Source organism: Caenibacillus caldisaponilyticus (genome assembly GCF_002003465.1).
GTDB lineage: Bacteria > Bacillota > Bacilli > Bacillales > Sporolactobacillaceae > Caenibacillus > Caenibacillus caldisaponilyticus.
This window is the reverse complement of sequence record NZ_BDDQ01000053.1, coordinates 1-16,052: the sequence shown is the minus strand read 5'-3', so window position 1 is coordinate 16,052 and position 16,052 is coordinate 1. Positions and strand designations below refer to the sequence as shown.

General features: G+C 50.8%; 15 protein-coding genes and 2 pseudogenes. 9 read left to right on the top strand and 8 right to left on the bottom strand.

Going from position 1 to position 16,052, the window contains the following annotated elements; genetic code table 11:
- A pseudogene (locus CCB157_RS18485) lies at positions 1 to 138 on the top strand (IS256 family transposase); the annotation flags it as partial.
- A gap of 466 nt (positions 139 to 604) precedes the next feature.
- On the opposite strand, the pseudogene CCB157_RS13735 reads toward CCB157_RS18485, so the two are convergent.
- Positions 605 to 805, bottom strand: a pseudogene (locus CCB157_RS13735) (hypothetical protein); the annotation flags it as partial.
- A 146-nt stretch (positions 806 to 951) separates the two neighbouring features.
- Here CCB157_RS13735 and CCB157_RS13730 point away from each other — a divergent pair.
- From CCB157_RS13730 to CCB157_RS13710, 5 genes are all read left to right on the top strand, one after another.
- On the top strand, positions 952 to 2,409 hold the full coding sequence (locus CCB157_RS13730) for a sensor histidine kinase (protein WP_077616451.1): 1,458 nt from the start codon (positions 952 to 954) through the stop codon (positions 2,407 to 2,409).
- Positions 2,410 to 2,412: 3 nt separating this feature from the next.
- Positions 2,413 to 3,099 (top strand): response regulator transcription factor, encoded by a 687-nt coding sequence (locus CCB157_RS13725; RefSeq protein WP_077616450.1) that lies wholly within the window; start codon positions 2,413 to 2,415, stop codon positions 3,097 to 3,099.
- A 157-nt stretch (positions 3,100 to 3,256) separates the two neighbouring features.
- Positions 3,257 to 3,748 (top strand): hypothetical protein, encoded by a 492-nt coding sequence (locus CCB157_RS13720; protein ID WP_238594726.1) that lies wholly within the window; start codon positions 3,257 to 3,259, stop codon positions 3,746 to 3,748.
- Between the two features lie 76 nt (positions 3,749 to 3,824).
- The gene (locus CCB157_RS13715; protein WP_158077328.1) at positions 3,825 to 4,052 is read left to right on the top strand and encodes an SHOCT domain-containing protein; all 228 of its coding nucleotides are present in this window, start codon (positions 3,825 to 3,827) and stop codon (positions 4,050 to 4,052) included.
- Between the two features lie 583 nt (positions 4,053 to 4,635).
- A complete protein-coding gene (locus CCB157_RS13710; RefSeq protein ID WP_077616448.1) occupies positions 4,636 to 5,121 on the top strand; it encodes a QueT transporter family protein in 486 nt (161 codons plus the stop codon).
- A gap of 53 nt (positions 5,122 to 5,174) precedes the next feature.
- On the opposite strand, the gene CCB157_RS13705 is transcribed toward CCB157_RS13710, so the two are convergent.
- Positions 5,175 to 6,380 (bottom strand): alpha-hydroxy-acid oxidizing protein, encoded by a 1,206-nt coding sequence (locus CCB157_RS13705; RefSeq protein ID WP_238594725.1) that lies wholly within the window; start codon positions 6,378 to 6,380, stop codon positions 5,175 to 5,177.
- A 585-nt stretch (positions 6,381 to 6,965) separates the two neighbouring features.
- Here CCB157_RS13705 and CCB157_RS13695 point away from each other — a divergent pair.
- Both CCB157_RS13695 and scpC read left to right on the top strand, forming a co-directional pair.
- On the top strand, positions 6,966 to 7,640 hold the full coding sequence (locus tag CCB157_RS13695; RefSeq protein ID WP_158077327.1) for a LytTR family DNA-binding domain-containing protein: 675 nt from the start codon (positions 6,966 to 6,968) through the stop codon (positions 7,638 to 7,640).
- 199 nt (positions 7,641 to 7,839) lie between these two features.
- Positions 7,840 to 9,360, top strand: coding sequence for a succinyl-CoA:acetate CoA-transferase ScpC (gene scpC, locus CCB157_RS13690; RefSeq protein ID WP_077616444.1), 1,521 nt, complete (start codon positions 7,840 to 7,842; stop codon positions 9,358 to 9,360).
- 316 nt (positions 9,361 to 9,676) lie between these two features.
- On the opposite strand, the gene CCB157_RS13685 is transcribed toward scpC, so the two are convergent.
- The 6 genes from CCB157_RS13685 to CCB157_RS13655 all read right to left on the bottom strand — a co-directional run bounded on the left by CCB157_RS13685 (position 9,677) and on the right by CCB157_RS13655 (position 15,459).
- Positions 9,677 to 10,783 (bottom strand): GerAB/ArcD/ProY family transporter, encoded by a 1,107-nt coding sequence (locus CCB157_RS13685; RefSeq protein ID WP_238594724.1) that lies wholly within the window; start codon positions 10,781 to 10,783, stop codon positions 9,677 to 9,679.
- The gene (locus CCB157_RS13680) at positions 10,780 to 11,028 is read right to left on the bottom strand and encodes a hypothetical protein (RefSeq protein WP_077616442.1); all 249 of its coding nucleotides are present in this window, start codon (positions 11,026 to 11,028) and stop codon (positions 10,780 to 10,782) included. Before CCB157_RS13680 ends, CCB157_RS13685 begins: the two co-directional genes overlap by 4 nt.
- Positions 11,029 to 11,048: 20 nt before the next feature.
- A complete protein-coding gene (locus tag CCB157_RS13675; protein WP_077616441.1) occupies positions 11,049 to 12,221 on the bottom strand; it encodes a Ger(x)C family spore germination protein in 1,173 nt (390 codons plus the stop codon).
- Positions 12,222 to 12,236: 15 nt separating this feature from the next.
- On the bottom strand, positions 12,237 to 13,805 hold the full coding sequence (locus CCB157_RS13670; RefSeq protein ID WP_077616440.1) for a spore germination protein: 1,569 nt from the start codon (positions 13,803 to 13,805) through the stop codon (positions 12,237 to 12,239).
- 503 nt (positions 13,806 to 14,308) lie between these two features.
- Complete coding sequence (locus tag CCB157_RS13660) at positions 14,309 to 14,887, bottom strand: SCO family protein (protein ID WP_077616438.1); 579 nt, start codon at positions 14,885 to 14,887, stop codon at positions 14,309 to 14,311.
- 320 nt (positions 14,888 to 15,207) lie between these two features.
- Positions 15,208 to 15,459 carry a hypothetical protein gene (locus CCB157_RS13655; RefSeq protein WP_077616437.1) on the bottom strand — a complete coding sequence of 84 codons (252 nt, stop codon included), beginning with the start codon at positions 15,457 to 15,459 and terminating at the stop codon, positions 15,208 to 15,210.
- An 81-nt stretch (positions 15,460 to 15,540) separates the two neighbouring features.
- Between CCB157_RS13655 and CCB157_RS13650 the strand changes: the two genes are divergently transcribed.
- On the top strand, positions 15,541 to 16,052 hold a 512-nt coding region (locus CCB157_RS13650; RefSeq protein ID WP_143287059.1), incomplete at its 3' end, for a helix-turn-helix domain-containing protein.

Genomic DNA, 16,052 nt, shown 5'->3' with positions numbered 1-16,052 from the left:
TTGATCGAAATGGACGAAAAATGGATATCGGGACGCAAATACCTGGATATGTCCGACTATTGGCAGTGGCGGAAAACGAAAGAGTTAGGCGTTCAAACGATGAATCAGGAAGTTTCGGCGATCAAGAAAGTGGGATAATTTCTTCGACGTGTCAAGGAGAACGTGAAATACCTCGGAAGCGAGGAGTTGCCGCGAAAGCGCCTTGACACACCTGTACTTTGACAACAATGATCATTAGTCCGGGAAGGCGACCGGCAGGGAGACTTGCCGGACTTACCTGCCATACGTCAGGTCATCAGGTCCATCTTTCTATCAAAGGGAAATTTACACAATAAAATGGACTTGACCGATGAGCTATTACTTCTTGTTGCATATTGATTTCAGATTTTGTCAAACTGTTTGGTTCTTTTGCAGATACAGTGCCAGCAACGCTTCCAAATAAAAAGCCAGCAACTAACAACGGCGGCACTGTTTTTTAATAATCTTGTTCAAAATAATTCCCCTTACCAGAATCTCTTAATATACTAAAAATATTTATATTAATTTTACAGTTATGTTGAAAAAATTGTAAATAGGTATTTTGTCTTATAAAAAAAATAAAAAATTAGAAAGGTACATTCCTATAAGTTTGAGACACTATTACATAATTCCTTAACCCAATATGCCATTTTGCAATCACATCAAAAGTTCCATTCGCAATCTCATCTTCTTCAGAAATCTTGACCAAATCCCCGTTTTCAGCGTCTCCTAAATTCAATTCCTTGTGGATCTGCTTCAGTAAGCCGCCATAACCGATAAGCAAACGGCGAATTGTCGCCATTCCCCCGTTTTTTGATGAGTTTTCCGGCCATATAATAAGATGAATTTAGATAGATTTAAGAAATCGTTTATGTCATGTTAAGAATCATTAAGTAATCTTGGACGGAGAACGTCCTTGCGAAGGTGAAACGTATGTCTATCCGCAAACGGCTTTTTATTTCAAATGCCGCCATGGTGTTCATGCCCATTGTCATGGTGATGTTGTATTTTGTTTTCCTTCACCTGCTTTTCGGGAGTGAAATCAACACCTTCACGAATCACGGCCGCCCCGGCTGGGCGACGCCGCCCGCCGGGCCAAATCAAGCCGTTTTTACGCGCCTTGAGAAAACCGCTTCCCTTGAACCCGAAAAATTATTGGATATGGCTTTCCTCGATTCATTGACGAGCGAGCTGAAAGCGAAACACGCCGGCATCATCGTCCGCAAAGGAGACCACATTGTATACACCTCGGCGAATGTGAAGGAGGCGGCGAATGGCAAGCTGCCGGCGTTTGGTCACGAAGGCTATCTTCCGATGGCCTGGTTCGGCCACCGGCCTTATACGATCCGACAACATGATTTCTTCTTTAAAGACGGTACGAAAGGTTCCCTTTTCCTTTTGGGTAAAGGCGGTTCTTTTCCCGAGTTCGCGCGAACGTTTTTTCCGTTGATTTTTATCGGTATCGTGCTGATCGTGGTGCTGACCAATGTGCTGCTTTCCTACCTCGTGTCGCGGAGCATCCTGAAACCCGTTCGCCAGCTGTCGACGGCCGCCGACAAAATAAGCCGCGGCGATCTCGATTTCCATTTGGCGTCCAATAAAAAAGATGAATTGGGAAAGCTCGTCAACGCCTTTGATGACATGCGAGCGAAATTAAAGGAATCATTAGAGCTCAGGGAGAAATACGAAAAAAACCGCCGGGAGCTCGTCGCCAACATTTCTCATGACCTGAAAACGCCGATTACCGCCATTCTCGGCTACGTCGAGGGCATTAAAGACGGCGTCGCCAATACGGAAGAGAAGCTCCAACGGTATTTGGACACCATTCATGCCAAGGCGCTATATATGGATCGCCTGATTGACGAGCTGTTTCTCTATTCCAAGCTCGATGTAAAAAGCTTGCCGTTCCATTTTGAAAACGTCCGTTTATTACCGTTTTTGGAAGATTATTTGGAGGAACTTCGCCTGGAACTCGCCGATCGCCAGGTTCAAATAGATTTGCGTGTGCCAGATGCGTTGGATGCCGTCGTATTATTGGACCGGAACCACATCATTCGCGCCATGAACAACATCATCTATAACAGCGTGAAATATACGGATAAAGAAAACTGTCGAATTCAAGTTTCCGTAGAAGAACAAGTCGATAAAGTCAAAATCCAAATATGCGACAACGGGCCGGGCGTCCCGCCTGAGGAACTTGAAAACATCTTCCAACGCTTCTATCGCATTGAACCTTCCCGAAATTTAGAGACCGGAGGCAGCGGTTTAGGCCTGGCGATTGCGGCGCAAATCATCGAAGCCCACGGCGGGACGATTTGGGCGGATAGCCGTCCCGGCGAAGGCCTGTGCCTGTCTTTTACCTTACAAAAAATTTGTGATCAAGGTGATTGACCCGTGAAACGCATTTTAATCATTGAAGATGATCGGAGCATCGCCGAATTGGAAAGAGACTATTTGGAAATCGCAGGGTTTGCCGTGGAATTGGCGTTTGACGGCCAAACCGGGCTTGAGGCGGCGGCAAACCAAGATTTTCAACTCATCCTGCTCGATGTGATGCTGCCGGGAATCAACGGTTTCGAGCTGTGCAAACAAATCCGCCAGAAAACGGATGCCCCGATTTTAATGGTGACCGCGAAAAATGAAGAGATCGATAAAATCCGCGGCCTCGGCCTCGGGGCCGATGATTATATCGTCAAACCGTTCAGCCCGAGCGAGCTCGTGGCGCGGGTGAAAGCGCATCTCTCCAGGTATGAACGTTTGGTCCGAAAAAGCCAGCCCGTGGATGACATTCATATTCGCGAACTTCATATCAACCGAGCGTCCCGTCAAGTGTTTGTCGGGGATAAGGAAGTCGCATTGACCGCCCGCGAATTTGACTTGCTGGCTTTTCTGGCGATGCATCCCAATCAGGTGTTCAGCAAAGAACAGCTTTTTGAGCGCATCTGGGGGCTTGATGCGCTGGGAGACACGGCAACGGTCACGGTCCACATCAGAAAAATTCGCGAAAAAATCGAATCCGATCCGGCCCACCCGCAGTTTATCGAGACCGTTTGGGGCGCGGGCTATCGATTGAAAGGATAAGCCGGCTGTTTTAACCACTCCATGACGAGTGGTTTTTGTTTTCTTACAGGGGCTCGGCAGCCATTTAGAAAAATTTAAGAAAGGCTTTAGCGGGTGTTTAGAAGTGCCGGATACAATGGGATCCGTAAAGCGGCCGCTTTCGATGGGAGGTGGAAAATTGAGGCTTTCCTTTAAAGCCAGACGATGGCTGCTTATCGTCCACAGCGTGTTTGCGGCCATCCTACTCGGCAACATGGTCGCTTTCCTTATTTTCAGCATCACGGCCCTGGCAGCGGACCACGCAAACCTTGCAAAGGCCTGTTACCAGGCCATGCACCTTTTATCGCGAACGTCCGTCAGAGCGTCGACGATCGGCGCCACTCTCACCGGCGTTTTGTTGTCCGTTTGGTCAAATTGGGGATTGTTCCGATATTATTGGATCCTTGCCAAAGAAGGTTTGACACTGATCACCCTTTTCTTGAATTTATGGGCCATGCAGACATGGACGGCGGAAGCTTTACAATTAAGCCCCGCGGAGGGCGCAGAGGCGTTTGTTGTCCATGTCGAACTGTGGACGGGAATCATCGTTCAGCTCCTGTCGCTCGTGCTCATGTATATCCTTTCCATTATGAAACCATGGGGAAAGCGGATGAAACCGACTTATAAGTAAGAATGACGTGAAACCGAAAAAATGGCCAAAAGGCCGTGCGTTTAAAAAACTGCAGAATGATGAGGAGATGATCGATATGCATCATTGGGGATGTTTTCCATTTCCGTTTGGTTTTTTATTCTTTTTATTGCTGATCGGCTTGTTCATCGCCAATCTGATTTCTTGGCGACGCTGCCGGTGGGGCGGCAGACACCGGTTCCATGATGACGCACTGCTCATTCTCGACAAACGGTTGGCTTCGGGCGACATCGACATTCAGGAATATCAAACGCTCAAAGACGTATTGAAAAACAAAGGAAAATAAAGGGTTGCGGGAAGCGCCGCATCCTTTTTGACGGAACATAGGGAATCAATGGCGAAAGCGACCGCTCTCTTACATTGGCGGTCGCTTTTTTTCTCGTGAAACACGCGATTTCGGTCAAGCGTGTGGCCCTTCTTCGTTCTCTGGGCAAGCTTTGTGGACTCTACGCAAGTGCAGGTTCCGATAAGTTCCGCTAAAGACCGCTTTTGGACCTTCACTCAATCCCTCGTTGTCTGTATGACCTCTCTTTTTTTAACAGGTAGGGGCTTCCGTCTTCGCAAATCGCTCTGCCAGAATTTCGGGGCATTGACAATCAAAACGCGGCCATTCTGTCATCTTTAAACTTACGCCTTGCCCTTCCTGAGTTCAACCCTTCATCTTGAAACCCGGTTTTCTGATCAGGCTGACAGCGGAGCGGGTAAATCCCCGCCCTTTCATCCGGATTGCTAAATGGTTCACTATTTCATGATTTCATCGAAAAGCCAAAACCGATCGTCTTTTGTCTTTCGGCTTCGATTCCTGTTAAAATGAGGTGGACTGAGATTTTCGCACAGACAGCAAGATCAACAGCTAAGGAGTGTGTTTCGTGAAAACCAAAACATTTGTGGCGAACGGCATTTTGGCCGCATTATATATTGCGGTTTCATTTCTCATCCAGCCCTTTGGGTTTACAAACATCCAGTTCCGCCTGTCCGAAATGTTCAACCACATGGTTGTCTTCAATAAAAGATATTTTTTCGGCATTGTTGCAGGCGTCTTTTTAACGAACCTCTTTTTCTCGCCGATGGTCGGCTATGACCTTGTATTCGGTGTCGGCCAATCCGTCATTTCTTTAATCATCACCATCCTATCGGCTAAATTCGTGCAAAACATTTGGGCCCGCATGGCCATAAACACCGCCGTGTTTACTTTTTCCATGTGCCTGATTGCCTGGGAGCTCAACCTGGCCTTCCATTATCCCTTTTTCTTCACATGGCTCACGACCGCCATCGGCGAATTCACCGTCATGGCCGTCGGTGCGCCGATCATGTATGCGATCAACAAGCGCTTGCATTTGGAAGACCTTGTGTAACATTGTCAAACGGGACCGTTCTCTTGAATGGTCCCGTCGAATTTCTCACTGCGCTATTCCGCTTTTTTCACGACACTGCGGTCGATCTCACGAATCGAACGATAACCGGCGAGCGCCAATTCCAAATCCAATTCCGCTAAGGTGTGGACCAACCACTGGCGCACGCCTGCCTCCCCGCCGACCGCCAAGGCGTACATGTACGGGCGGCCAAACATCACCGCGTTCGCGCCTAGGGCCAAAGCCTTCAACACATCGGCCGCACAGCGAATGCCGCTGTCCATGAGCAACGCGGCGTCCGGTCCGACCGCTTCCCGCACCTCCACAAGCGCATCCAGCGCCGCCACGCCGCCGTCCACCTGGCGCCCGCCGTGATTTGACACGACGACCGCGTCCGCGCCAAGATCGAACGCGTGTTTGGCGTCCTCCGGGTGGGTGATGCCTTTAACAAGCATGGGCAAGCGCGTCTGCCGGCGAATGGCGGACAGGTCGTCCCACGTGAAGGCAGGGTTGACGTAGACCGACAAAAAGTGGAGGATGGCCGCCTCCATATCTTCTTCCGGCGGACGCGCCAAACGGCTGCGAAACACCGGATCGGTGAGGTAGTTGGCCAATCCCAGCCCCTGCAGGAATGGCAAATAGGCGTTTTCCAAATCCTTCTCCCGCCAGCCCAGCATCGTCGTGTCCACCGTCACCACCAGCGCACTATACCCGGCTTGCTCCGCCCGGGCCACCATGCTGGCAATGATCTCCGGATCACGGCCCGGGTAGAGTTGGAACCAACGCGGCGCATCGCCCATTGCCGTGGCCACGTCTTCCAACGATACCGACGAGACGGTGCTAAGGACGAAGGGGATGCCGAACGCCGCGGCCGCCTTTCCGCTCGCCAGCTCCGCTTCCGGATGCACAATCGATTGCACGCCCACCGGCCCCAACAAGAACGGCGCCGGTAACTTCTGCCCAAACAGGCGCGTGGTCAGATCCCGGTCTTCCACGTTCCGCAACATCCGCGGGCGAATCCGGTAACGGTAAAACGCCTCCCGATTCGCCCGCATCGTCCACCCTTGGCCGGCCGCTCCCTCCACATACCACCAAGGGCCGTCGGCCAACTTTTCCCGCGCTCGCCGGGCCCATTCATCCACCGAGATCGGCCAATCGTAGCTTGCCTCCGCTTTCAGCGCGGCCGCGTAGATCCGCATCTGCGCATCCAGTCCATGGGTTGTCAATTTCGTCACATCCTTAATATAAATTTCAAATGCCAATGGCCTAAAACTTTTATGAAACATACAGCCGGTCTCGTTTTCAATGGTCTGTCACACAGTACGGAACTGTCTTCGCCGCCCCAAACCCGACGGTAACCCGTGACGGGCCAATGCCCGCTATCCGCCAAGATCTTTTCGATATGCAACGTTGCGCCGTTTTTAGCCATGTTTTCACCTTTTCATCGCCTGACATCCTTTCTCCGATATTTAAGCCACATTTGCAAAACGGTTAGAGGAACCGAGAAGAAACATTTTCTAACGGCCTTATACCTGGCTTTTCATGACAAAAAAGCTTTTCAAGAATGGCCGGCCGCCGGACAGGCAGCCATCCGGGATGGCTTCAGAAATACATACCATTGAGCATCCTCACATGGTCTACGATTCAGTGAAGCATAAAGATTCAACCGATTTTTGCATTTTGGTGCCGCTATAAGATGGGCGCCCCTTGGTGTTGCGCCCTCGCGAGATCCGCCTTGGCCATTCTTTTTTTTGAATGTTTGTGTCATGTCCCCTTCTTTCGCTTAAAATGACATATAATAATAGAGGCAGAATTCTTACCTTAAGATGGGCGCGGGTGATGATGAGGTGGAACTTAAAACGCTGTCTAAAATGGTGCAAGTGATCAAGGATGGTTTAGAAAACGACGGGGCCATCGCCATCAGCGACCGCCGGCATTTCATCTACTATCAGCCCGGCAAATCGATCGATTTGCCCATTCATCCCGGGGACCGGCTACGCGAAGGATCGGTATCTTTCCGGGCGGTCCAAGCGAAGCAAAGCGTCGCGGCTGTCGTGGATCCCCGCGTGTTCGGCGTGCCTTATTATGCGATTGGCCATCCGGTGATGGATGACGATCGGATCGTCGGCTGCATCACCGCCATTTTTCCCATGTCAAAACGCGTGATGGCGGAAACGGCACATCCGGCGCCGCCGTACTTGATCGGGAAAACGAACGACCGTTACATCCCGATTTCTTTTGATGAAATCCATTGGATTTACGCCGACCAGCGCAAAACGTACATTCACACCGATCGCGGCGACTTTCAAAACAAATATACCCTCACCCAGCTTGAAAACCTCTTGCCGCCCGGACGATTTTTGCGTTGTCACCGCTCCTATATCGTAAACCTGGCATCGATCGCCGAAATCCATCCGTATTTCCATTCCACTTTCCAATTGGTTTTAAAAGATAAGGATTCAAGCCGCATTCCCGTCTCCCAAACGTATGCCAGCCGCTTCCGAGAATGCCTCGGTTTCTAACCTGCGCGGTCAAGGCCGTTGACATGGAACGGGTCAGCGGCTTTTTCTTATGGGCCTCCCCGATCCCATTCATCGCGCGTTTTTCTGCTTTATCCTTCGATTTTCTGTTTCGTCCGATATTTAATGATTGTATGCGCTTTCTCCTATAAAATGTAAGAAAATCATCAATATTACGTGCAACAACCGGGGAGGTTTTGTCATGTTGAACGATCGGGTGCGCTGCCTCGCCTTACAACACAAGATTGTCACCGCCGAAGAGGCGGCTTCGTGGATCAAGGACGGGATGGTCATCGGCCTCAGCGGGTTTACGCGCGCCGGCGATGCGAAAGCCGTTCCCCTCGCGTTGATTGATTCCGTAAAAAAACGGCAACGATCCTTAAAGCTTGACGTCTATACGGGGGCATCCCTTGGCAATGACATCGACGGGCAGATGGCGGAGGCCGGCCTGATTCGTAAGCGCTTACCCTTTCAAGCCGATCCGAAAATGCGCAAAGCCATTAATGACGGCCGGCTGTTGTTTGTGGACGAGCATTTATCCGTCGTATCCGAAATGCTGCGTTCGCACGCCTTGCCGCCCGTTGATCTCGCCATCATCGAAGCGGTGTCGATTCGGGAGGACGGCGCCATCGTTCCGACGACATCGGTCGGAAACAGCCACCTCTTTGTCAAACACGCCAAAGAAGTGATCGTCGAAATCAACTTGTCCCAGCCCCTCGGTCTTGAAGGGATGCACGACATTTATGATCCCGGTTACCAAGGCCGGCGCGGGCCGATTCCGATCACCAAAGTGGACGACCGGATCGGCGAAACCGCGATCGCCGTGGATCCTGAGAAAATCAAAGGGATTGTCATCAGCGATCTTCCGGATTCGCCGTCCACGATTGTCGCTCCCGATGACGAAACCGAACAAATGGCGCAACATTTGCTGAACTTTTTGCGGAATGAAGTGCGGGCAGGCCGGCTGCCGCAAAACCTGCTCCCGTTGCAATCGGGGATCGGTTCGGTCGCCAATGCCGTCCTGCACGGATTTTTAGATTCCGAATTTCACGATCTTGAAGTGTACTCGGAAGTGCTGCAGGATGCCGTGTTCGACTTGCTTGACGCCGGAAAGGTTCGGTTCGCTTCGGGTTGCTCGATCACCTTGTCGCCCGATTGCATGCAGCGCGTTTTTAGTCACATCGACAAATATAAAAATCGCGTCCTGCTTCGCCCTCAAGAATTGACCAACCATCCCGAAGTCATTCGCCGCCTGGGCGTCATTGCCATCAATACGGCGCTTGAAGCCGACATTTACGGCAACGTGAATTCCACCCATGTGCTGGGCACGCACATGATGAACGGAACCGGCGGATCCGGCGACTTTGCCCGAAATGGCCGGCTGGCGATTTTTGCGACGAAATCGATCGCGAAAAACGGAGATATTTCATCCCTCGTCCCGTTCGTCACCCACGTCGACCACAATGAACATGACGTCGATGTCATCGTGACCGAGCAAGGCATCGCCGACTTGCGGGGATTGGCCCCGCGGGAAAGAGCGGCTTTGATCATCGACCGTTGCGCCCATCCGAATTATCGGCCCGAACTTCGCGAGTATTTTGAAGAAGCGCTCCGGGGCGGCGGCCAGACTCCGCACGTTTTGGAAAAAGCGTTTTTCATGCATGCGCGTTATCAAAAAGAAGGCACGATGCTGCCGCAAAAACATGCGTATAAAATCAGTTAAGGAAACCGTTGGGTTTCCTTTTTTTAATCCGATAAGCTTCTTGGGTTCCCTTTATGCTCGCCTTCATGCCCGGCAAACCGCTGCGGCTTGTCATTTGGGCGAAAGAAAAAACCTTAAAGTGGGATTTAGCGAATCTCAGCGGTTTTAGCCTGCCCCATTCCCATCGCGGTCAGAGCCTTATGTCACGGTCGATGCCGAAGGAAAGTGTATAGAATACAAGGCTGCGGCAAAGTGAACATTCAGGGATGGAGCAAAAGAAAGGAATGGCCTAAAGATCATGGATCGATGCCGTAATACGCGCTTCCTTGAATGCGTTTCATCTGCGATTCTTGTTCTTGTGCACCGCCTTTTTTACACAGGCCAGGCCGAACAGCAAGACCGGAATGGCCACGAAAACCGTAAAAATCGACAAGTTCACGGACGTCGATATGGCCCGCGTCATTTCCTGATAATTAGGAGCCACCCATAGGCTGACCAAAATCAACAGAAAGCCGAGCGGATACACGATCGGCTTATAATCAGACAGGTTCATCCATTGGGCCGCGCTCAGGACGGTCACGTAGAAAAAGGCGCAAATCTTCACAAACGCTCCCAGCACCCAAATCGCCATGAACAGCGATTCCAAATGGGTGAAAAACTCGGCCAGATTGATATATCTCGCAAGGATCAGAAACGGGTAGGCATAGTCGCCCGTCAACCCCCCAAGAAGCAACAGCGTCGCCAGATTGGAAACAACCAACGTCAAAATGACTGCACCTAAAGCAAACATGATGCTTTTTGCCGCATTTTTTTGGTCGGTGACAAAAGGAAGAATAAACGAGTAAGTGATGAATTCGCTGAACCATAGTTGCAGGACGAACGTTCCCGCCAGAGAAGGTGCGATGCCTTCTCCCATGACCGGAAGCATATTCGATATGTTGAGATCGGGAAGGATCGGAACGATAATGAGCAAAAACAGCGTGATAAAAGCGGGAAGAAAGAGTTCGGCAAACCTCCCGACAATTTCGATGCCGCCGCGCACGACGATGGCGCAGACGAGCACCATGCTCCCCAACACCACGATGAGCGGGGTATTAACGAGCAATGCGCCGACCACGAATTCGCCGTATTCCCGTACAACAATGCCGTTGAGGTACAAATAAAATAACGGAAAAATGAGCCCCACCATTTTTCCGAGAAATTTGCCGATGATGCGCTCCCCCGCTTGAATGATATTCTCGCCTGGAAACATGCGATGGAGCCGAAGCGCAATGAAGACGGTAATCAACCCGCTCCATGCCAAAATCGGCGAAATCCACAGATCCTGTTTCGCGACTTTGAAGATCATCGCTGGCGAGGTGAGAATCGCTGTCGGGATGACGGTCAAATACAGCAACTTTCCCGCTTGCGACGCGGAAATTTTCCCGCTTTCCACCATGCTCATCCGCTCCATTCCGCCATAAGATTCCCGAAAAATTTCACCAACGGTTTGGTCATGGCGTCAAGGCCTTGCGTCGGCCCCGGCAAGTCCGGATAGAAGACAAGCAGAAAAGCCAACGTTCCGTCCAAAATGGTCAAAATCGCGAAGGCCGCTTTTTCTCTTTTCATTTCCGGCCTTAATTTTGGCCATTCGCGCAGGGTGATGATGACCAATATCGTTGTGATCCCCAAAACCGCCGCCCATTTCATGTGGAACACCCCCGAACAGATTAAAAGAGGTTTTGGCCGATGAGTCCGGACTTGCCGATTTTCACGTTTGTTTGCAGCCTGACTTCCACCTTCGGATAGATTTCATCCCAGCGCCCCTTGTTGCGGTTCCATTCTTTCGGATATTGGCGATAGAAGGCATCGGCAAATTGAAAAATATCGGCCTTCATTTTTTTCTGCGCTTGAGTCAGAGCCGTGCGAACGCGACGGTTGATGTCGGCCTGCAATTCGCTTTTCAAGACTTCGATATGCTGCGGATTCGTGAGGTCCAGATCCGTCGTATTTTCGATGATATCGTCTTGGGCGTCAATTTGGGCGGTGATGGCCCAATCGTCTCCATGAATATGCGGCACCAATTTCGTTTGGCCTCTTAACAGTTGGACGGAAACCGTTCCTTCGCTATTTTTTGGAGAAACGGTCACGGTGGCTCTATTTATTTCGTTTCTCAGCCACAGGATTCCCCGGGTGGCGGCTGCGTTCATGCGGCCGATCATTTTTCCGTTTTTCAATATGGCCGTCCCATGAATAAACGGGAACGAATCCTGAGGCTTCTGCGTGTGTTTGATTTCCACCAAAGGGATGACGGCGGCGTTGGCTTTGCCCGTCATCATTTGCGCCAATTCTTTCATCGTAATATTCAGCCCCGTCCGCTCTTTTGCCATGCTCCGCAACGCATCCGCGACCGAACGTTCAACAGGAGGATCCAGCTCAAGCACCGCTTTCGCCGAGCCTTTGCTGACGAATAGGTTTGCCCGTTCCCTTGGACCGGGGTGTCGCAATAAGAAGTTCATCGGTTCGCTAAGCCCTTCTTTCGCCAATCTTTCCCCGAAAATGAACACCTCATCCTGCCCCCAAAACACTTTGCGGGTCATCACTTGCTGCAATTTGGAGGCCGCATCCGCCATGTTCTTTCCTTTCACCGATCGAACAATCGACTGCCCCCCTCCCCCGCCGCTTGGATCGGAGGAGCCTCCCATCTGTTGAGCGCCTGACGATGACGTCACATTTATTTTTATAGACAATTCCAATTGATGATCTTCCGTTAAATCCAAACCGGCGGCCGTAATGATTGCCAAATCGTTCACTTCGGTCTGATCCCAACAGCCGGCAAGCCAAAACGTACAGAGAGAAAGCGCAAGGAGTAGAGGAACGGTTTTTCGTTTTGTTTTTTCCATGAAACTTCCTCCCGATTAACCTCCTTCGTCGCTTTTGGCCGGACCAGGCCGCTGACCGGCGGTTTGTCGATAGAAGTTCCGTTTTCCGGTCGAACGCGTGTTCATCATCCAAAGTGGCGCCCGCCAAAGCACATCTTTTAAGTTCCGGCTTTTCGCCGGAGCCAGAGACGATAAATAGGGAACGCCAAATGAACGCAGGTTGAGAAGATGATTCAAAATGAGAATCACGCCTAGGATCAAACCGAGAAGCCCGAGGAAACCCGCTAAAAACATAATGGGGAAGCGGAGAAGCCGGACGGCAATTCCCATTGTGAAGCGCGGCACCATAAATGAAGCGATCCCCGTTATGGAAACGACCATCACCATCGGGGTGGAGACGATGCCGGCTGCAATCGCCGTTTGACCGATGACAAGCGCGCCGACCACACTGACGGTCGTGCCGACCTGCCTGGGGAGTCTGGCCCCGGCCTCGCGCAACGCTTCAAACATCGTTTCCATGAGGAAGGCTTCTACAAGGGCGGGAAACGGTACTTGTTCACGCGACTTGGCCATCGTTAATAAGAGGGGGGTCGGTATCATTTCCTGATGAAACGTAATCACGGCGACGTAAAGCGAAGGGCCGAGCAAGGAAATGATAAAAAAAAGATAACGCAGCCAACGAATGGCCGTGCCGACGACATAGCGCTCATAATAATCTTCAGGCGATTGCACAAAGGAAAAAAACGTTGCCGGAGCGATCAGCGCGCTGGGGGTGCCGTCAATCAATACGGTGACATGCCCTTCCAGCAAATAGGCGCTCGCCACATCCGGCCGTTCCGTCGAAAGCAATTGGGGAAATGGAGAAAGAGGGTTGTCCTCGATCAATTCCTCAATATACGAGCTTTCCAAGATGCCGTCGATCTCGATCCGCTGCAGGCGGTCCATCACTTCCTTGACTAAAGCGGGATCCGCCACCCCCTCAATATAGACAACGGCGATCTTCGTTCGGGAATAGGCGCCGATGTTCATCGCTTTGATTTTTAAATTCGGGCTCCCGACTTTTCTCCGCAGCATCGCCGTATTCGTCAGCAGCGATTCAATGAATCCTTCCCTCGGCCCGCGCAGGACCGACTCGGCAGAAGGTTCTTCAATGGCGCGTTTTTCCCACTTGGACAACCCGATTGAAAATCCTTGTTTTTCCCTATCCACAAGTAGGACCGGGTTACCGGCGGATACTTCTTCAATGACATGGTCGACGGTCGTCACAGGTTTAATCGATGAGACGGCGATGTTTCTCCGAACGTCGGTAAGCGTCCAGCCCTGCGGAATATCCTTCTGAAGCGGTGCGAGCACATGTTGATCGACCTCTTCGACATGGGCGAGACCTTCGATGTAAATCAGCACGGCGCGTTTTTTGCCGCCAATAAAAAAGTCATGGAAAATCACGTCCGAACAATCGGCATAAATGGCCTGAAACAGCTGAAGGTTCTCACCTAAATTTTTGGAAAGCTCGGTCTGGGCGTGTGGTTTTTTCCTCTGGGCCCCGGCGTTTTCCGATCTTAGCTGATCGGAACGGAACAGGTGCTTCAAAAATGTTATGATCATGGGCGATCTCCTCATCGCAACCTACTGCAAAGGATAGGACACCACTAATGGACGCTTCTATGCCGTCATCGAAAATGGCACCCGCTTTTAATACCGTGTCAGAAATAAATGGAAAAACAGATCGCTGTAAGGCGGAATCCGAACGGGCTGCGATCTGGTATTCGCCGCAAAGCGGTTACGCCGGTTTGAATCGGGATCCGCACGAATCGGAAGGCATATCGATGGCCCGTTGACCGCTGGAGCGGATGGACCCAATCCCCTCTCTTTTCCTAATATGTCTCATTTATGTCCTTAATATGTAAAGTTTGGCGTCGGTACTCATCCTTTACATGCCTGCTCCGCAGCAGGGAGATGGCGGGATGTGCCGCTGCGGCCCGGCCGGCATCTTGAACTTGAAAACATCTGCCGCCCGGCCGATTGTCAGTGCGCATGGGGGCCGCGTGAGCATTTTAGACAAAAATAATAAAGGACTCATAGGCATTTAACCTATGAGTCCGCCGCCATTATTCCTGTAAAACCTTCATATGTTTCAATATTTCTTCGTAAGGAACATCCTTTGAACCCTGATAATATTTCAAGATTTTCCCGTTTCGGTCAATGAGGTAAAAATAAACGCCATGCATGACCATGTCGCTATGCTCTGGCTTGTTGACGGTAGTTTTGAAATTTTTCTTAGCAAACGTTTCAATGGTTTGCTGGCTGTAACCGGTCAAAAAATGCCAATTGGATAAATCGCCATGGAATTTTTGGGCATATTGTTTTAATACTTCCGGTTTATCGTTCTCCGGATCCACGCTGAATGATACAAATTCCACATTTAGGCCTTCTTTTTTCGCCATGCGCTGCAGATTGGCCATATTGGCCGTCATCATGGGACAGACGTCGGGGCAATGCGTGAAAATAAAATCGGCCACCCAGACCTTCCCTTTTAGATTCGACAGCCCAAACGGTCGGCCATCCTGATCGGTGAAAGTAAAATCGCCGACCGGCCAGTTTTTCGCACCGGGAATTTTATGATCCCCGCACGCCGATAGAAGTAGTATGGTGAGACACAACAATAATAGCCATCCGACCCTTTTCACGCGGGATCCTCACCCCTTCCCGTTCAATGACAAACAAACGTCCCACATGTTTTATGTCGGCCCAGACCCATTGCCAAAAAGAGTCGACGGCACTTCCCGCCCGCTCTCTTCACTCCATCCACAAAACCCAGCGCGGCTTTTATCGAGGACGTCAAATTTCTCCTCAAAAAAGTGAGCAGAGCCCCAAACCGGCCGGTTCGCCGTAAACCCGGCGACACCGGCGGCGAACGACACTCCCTAATATACGTGTATTCACCGCCGCTCACCGATCACGCTTCGCAAATGTCCGATTACTTTCGTTCAGAAATGGACGCCCTGATTTAGCGGACGATGAAATAAATCACGGCCGCGAGGATCACAACGATAAACATGACGACGTAGATCAGCGTGAGCACGCCGAAATTCGATTGATGGCTTTTAAAATGATGCGCTTTCAACAGGTCTTCTTCCCGTTCGGGACTCGCTTCATTCAACGTTTGAATGGTGTGATCGACTTGTCGACCGGCGATGAGCGTGCCGACCAAGGAAATCACGCCGATGAACAGGACGATCGCTACAATAAAGGACGTCATACGACCCTGTTGTTCGTCTGTGATATTGTCATATTGTAACGCTTCAGTGAAAATGTCAGTATGAGACAGGAGCGAATTCCATTGAGCAAAAAAGAATTGAAGCGTTACAAAGTCATTCGTCAATGGATCGAAGGGTATATCACGGGAAAACAAGCTGCCGAATTGTTATCGCTAAGTCTTCGTCAGGTTTATCGCCTCAAAAAACGAGTCCTTGAGGAGGATGAAAACGGAGTCATTCACAAAAACCGGGGGCGAAAACCTGCACATGCCTTATCCGAAGACATCCGGCAAAAAATCCTGAATCTCCGCCAAAGTGAAAAATATCGGCACTGCAATGATGTCCATTTCTCCGAATTATTGGCCAAACAGGAGGGAATCCGGGTCAGCCCTTCTACGGTCCGTCGAATCCGATGCCAAGCCAACATCCCGCCCAAACGGAAACGGCGCCCGGCAAAGGTTCACCGCCCGAGAGATCGGAAACCGCAAACCGGCATGTTGGTCCAGATTGACGGAAGTTTCCATCGTTGGTTGGAAGACCGTGCGGAACCCATGGCTCTTTTGGCGGCCATTGACGATGCCACGGGAAAAATCTT

What these genes read in the sequence shown, in the direction of transcription:
- CCB157_RS13675 (WP_077616441.1), bottom strand. Translation starts at nt 12,221, where the DNA reads ATGGAAAAAACAAAACGAAAAACCGTTCCTCTACTCCTTGCGCTTTCT.
- CCB157_RS13680 (WP_077616442.1), bottom strand. Translation starts at nt 11,028, where the DNA reads ATGAAATGGGCGGCGGTTTTGGGGATCACAACGATATTGGTCATCATC.
- CCB157_RS13730 (WP_077616451.1), top strand. Translation starts at nt 952, where the DNA reads ATGTCTATCCGCAAACGGCTTTTTATTTCAAATGCCGCCATGGTGTTC.
- CCB157_RS13715 (WP_158077328.1), top strand. Translation starts at nt 3,825, where the DNA reads ATGCATCATTGGGGATGTTTTCCATTTCCGTTTGGTTTTTTATTCTTT.
- scpC (WP_077616444.1), top strand. Translation starts at nt 7,840, where the DNA reads ATGTTGAACGATCGGGTGCGCTGCCTCGCCTTACAACACAAGATTGTC.
- CCB157_RS13670 (WP_077616440.1), bottom strand. Translation starts at nt 13,805, where the DNA reads ATGATCATAACATTTTTGAAGCACCTGTTCCGTTCCGATCAGCTAAGA.
- CCB157_RS13655 (WP_077616437.1), bottom strand. Translation starts at nt 15,459, where the DNA reads ATGACGTCCTTTATTGTAGCGATCGTCCTGTTCATCGGCGTGATTTCC.
- CCB157_RS13685 (WP_238594724.1), bottom strand. Translation starts at nt 10,783, where the DNA reads ATGAGCATGGTGGAAAGCGGGAAAATTTCCGCGTCGCAAGCGGGAAAG.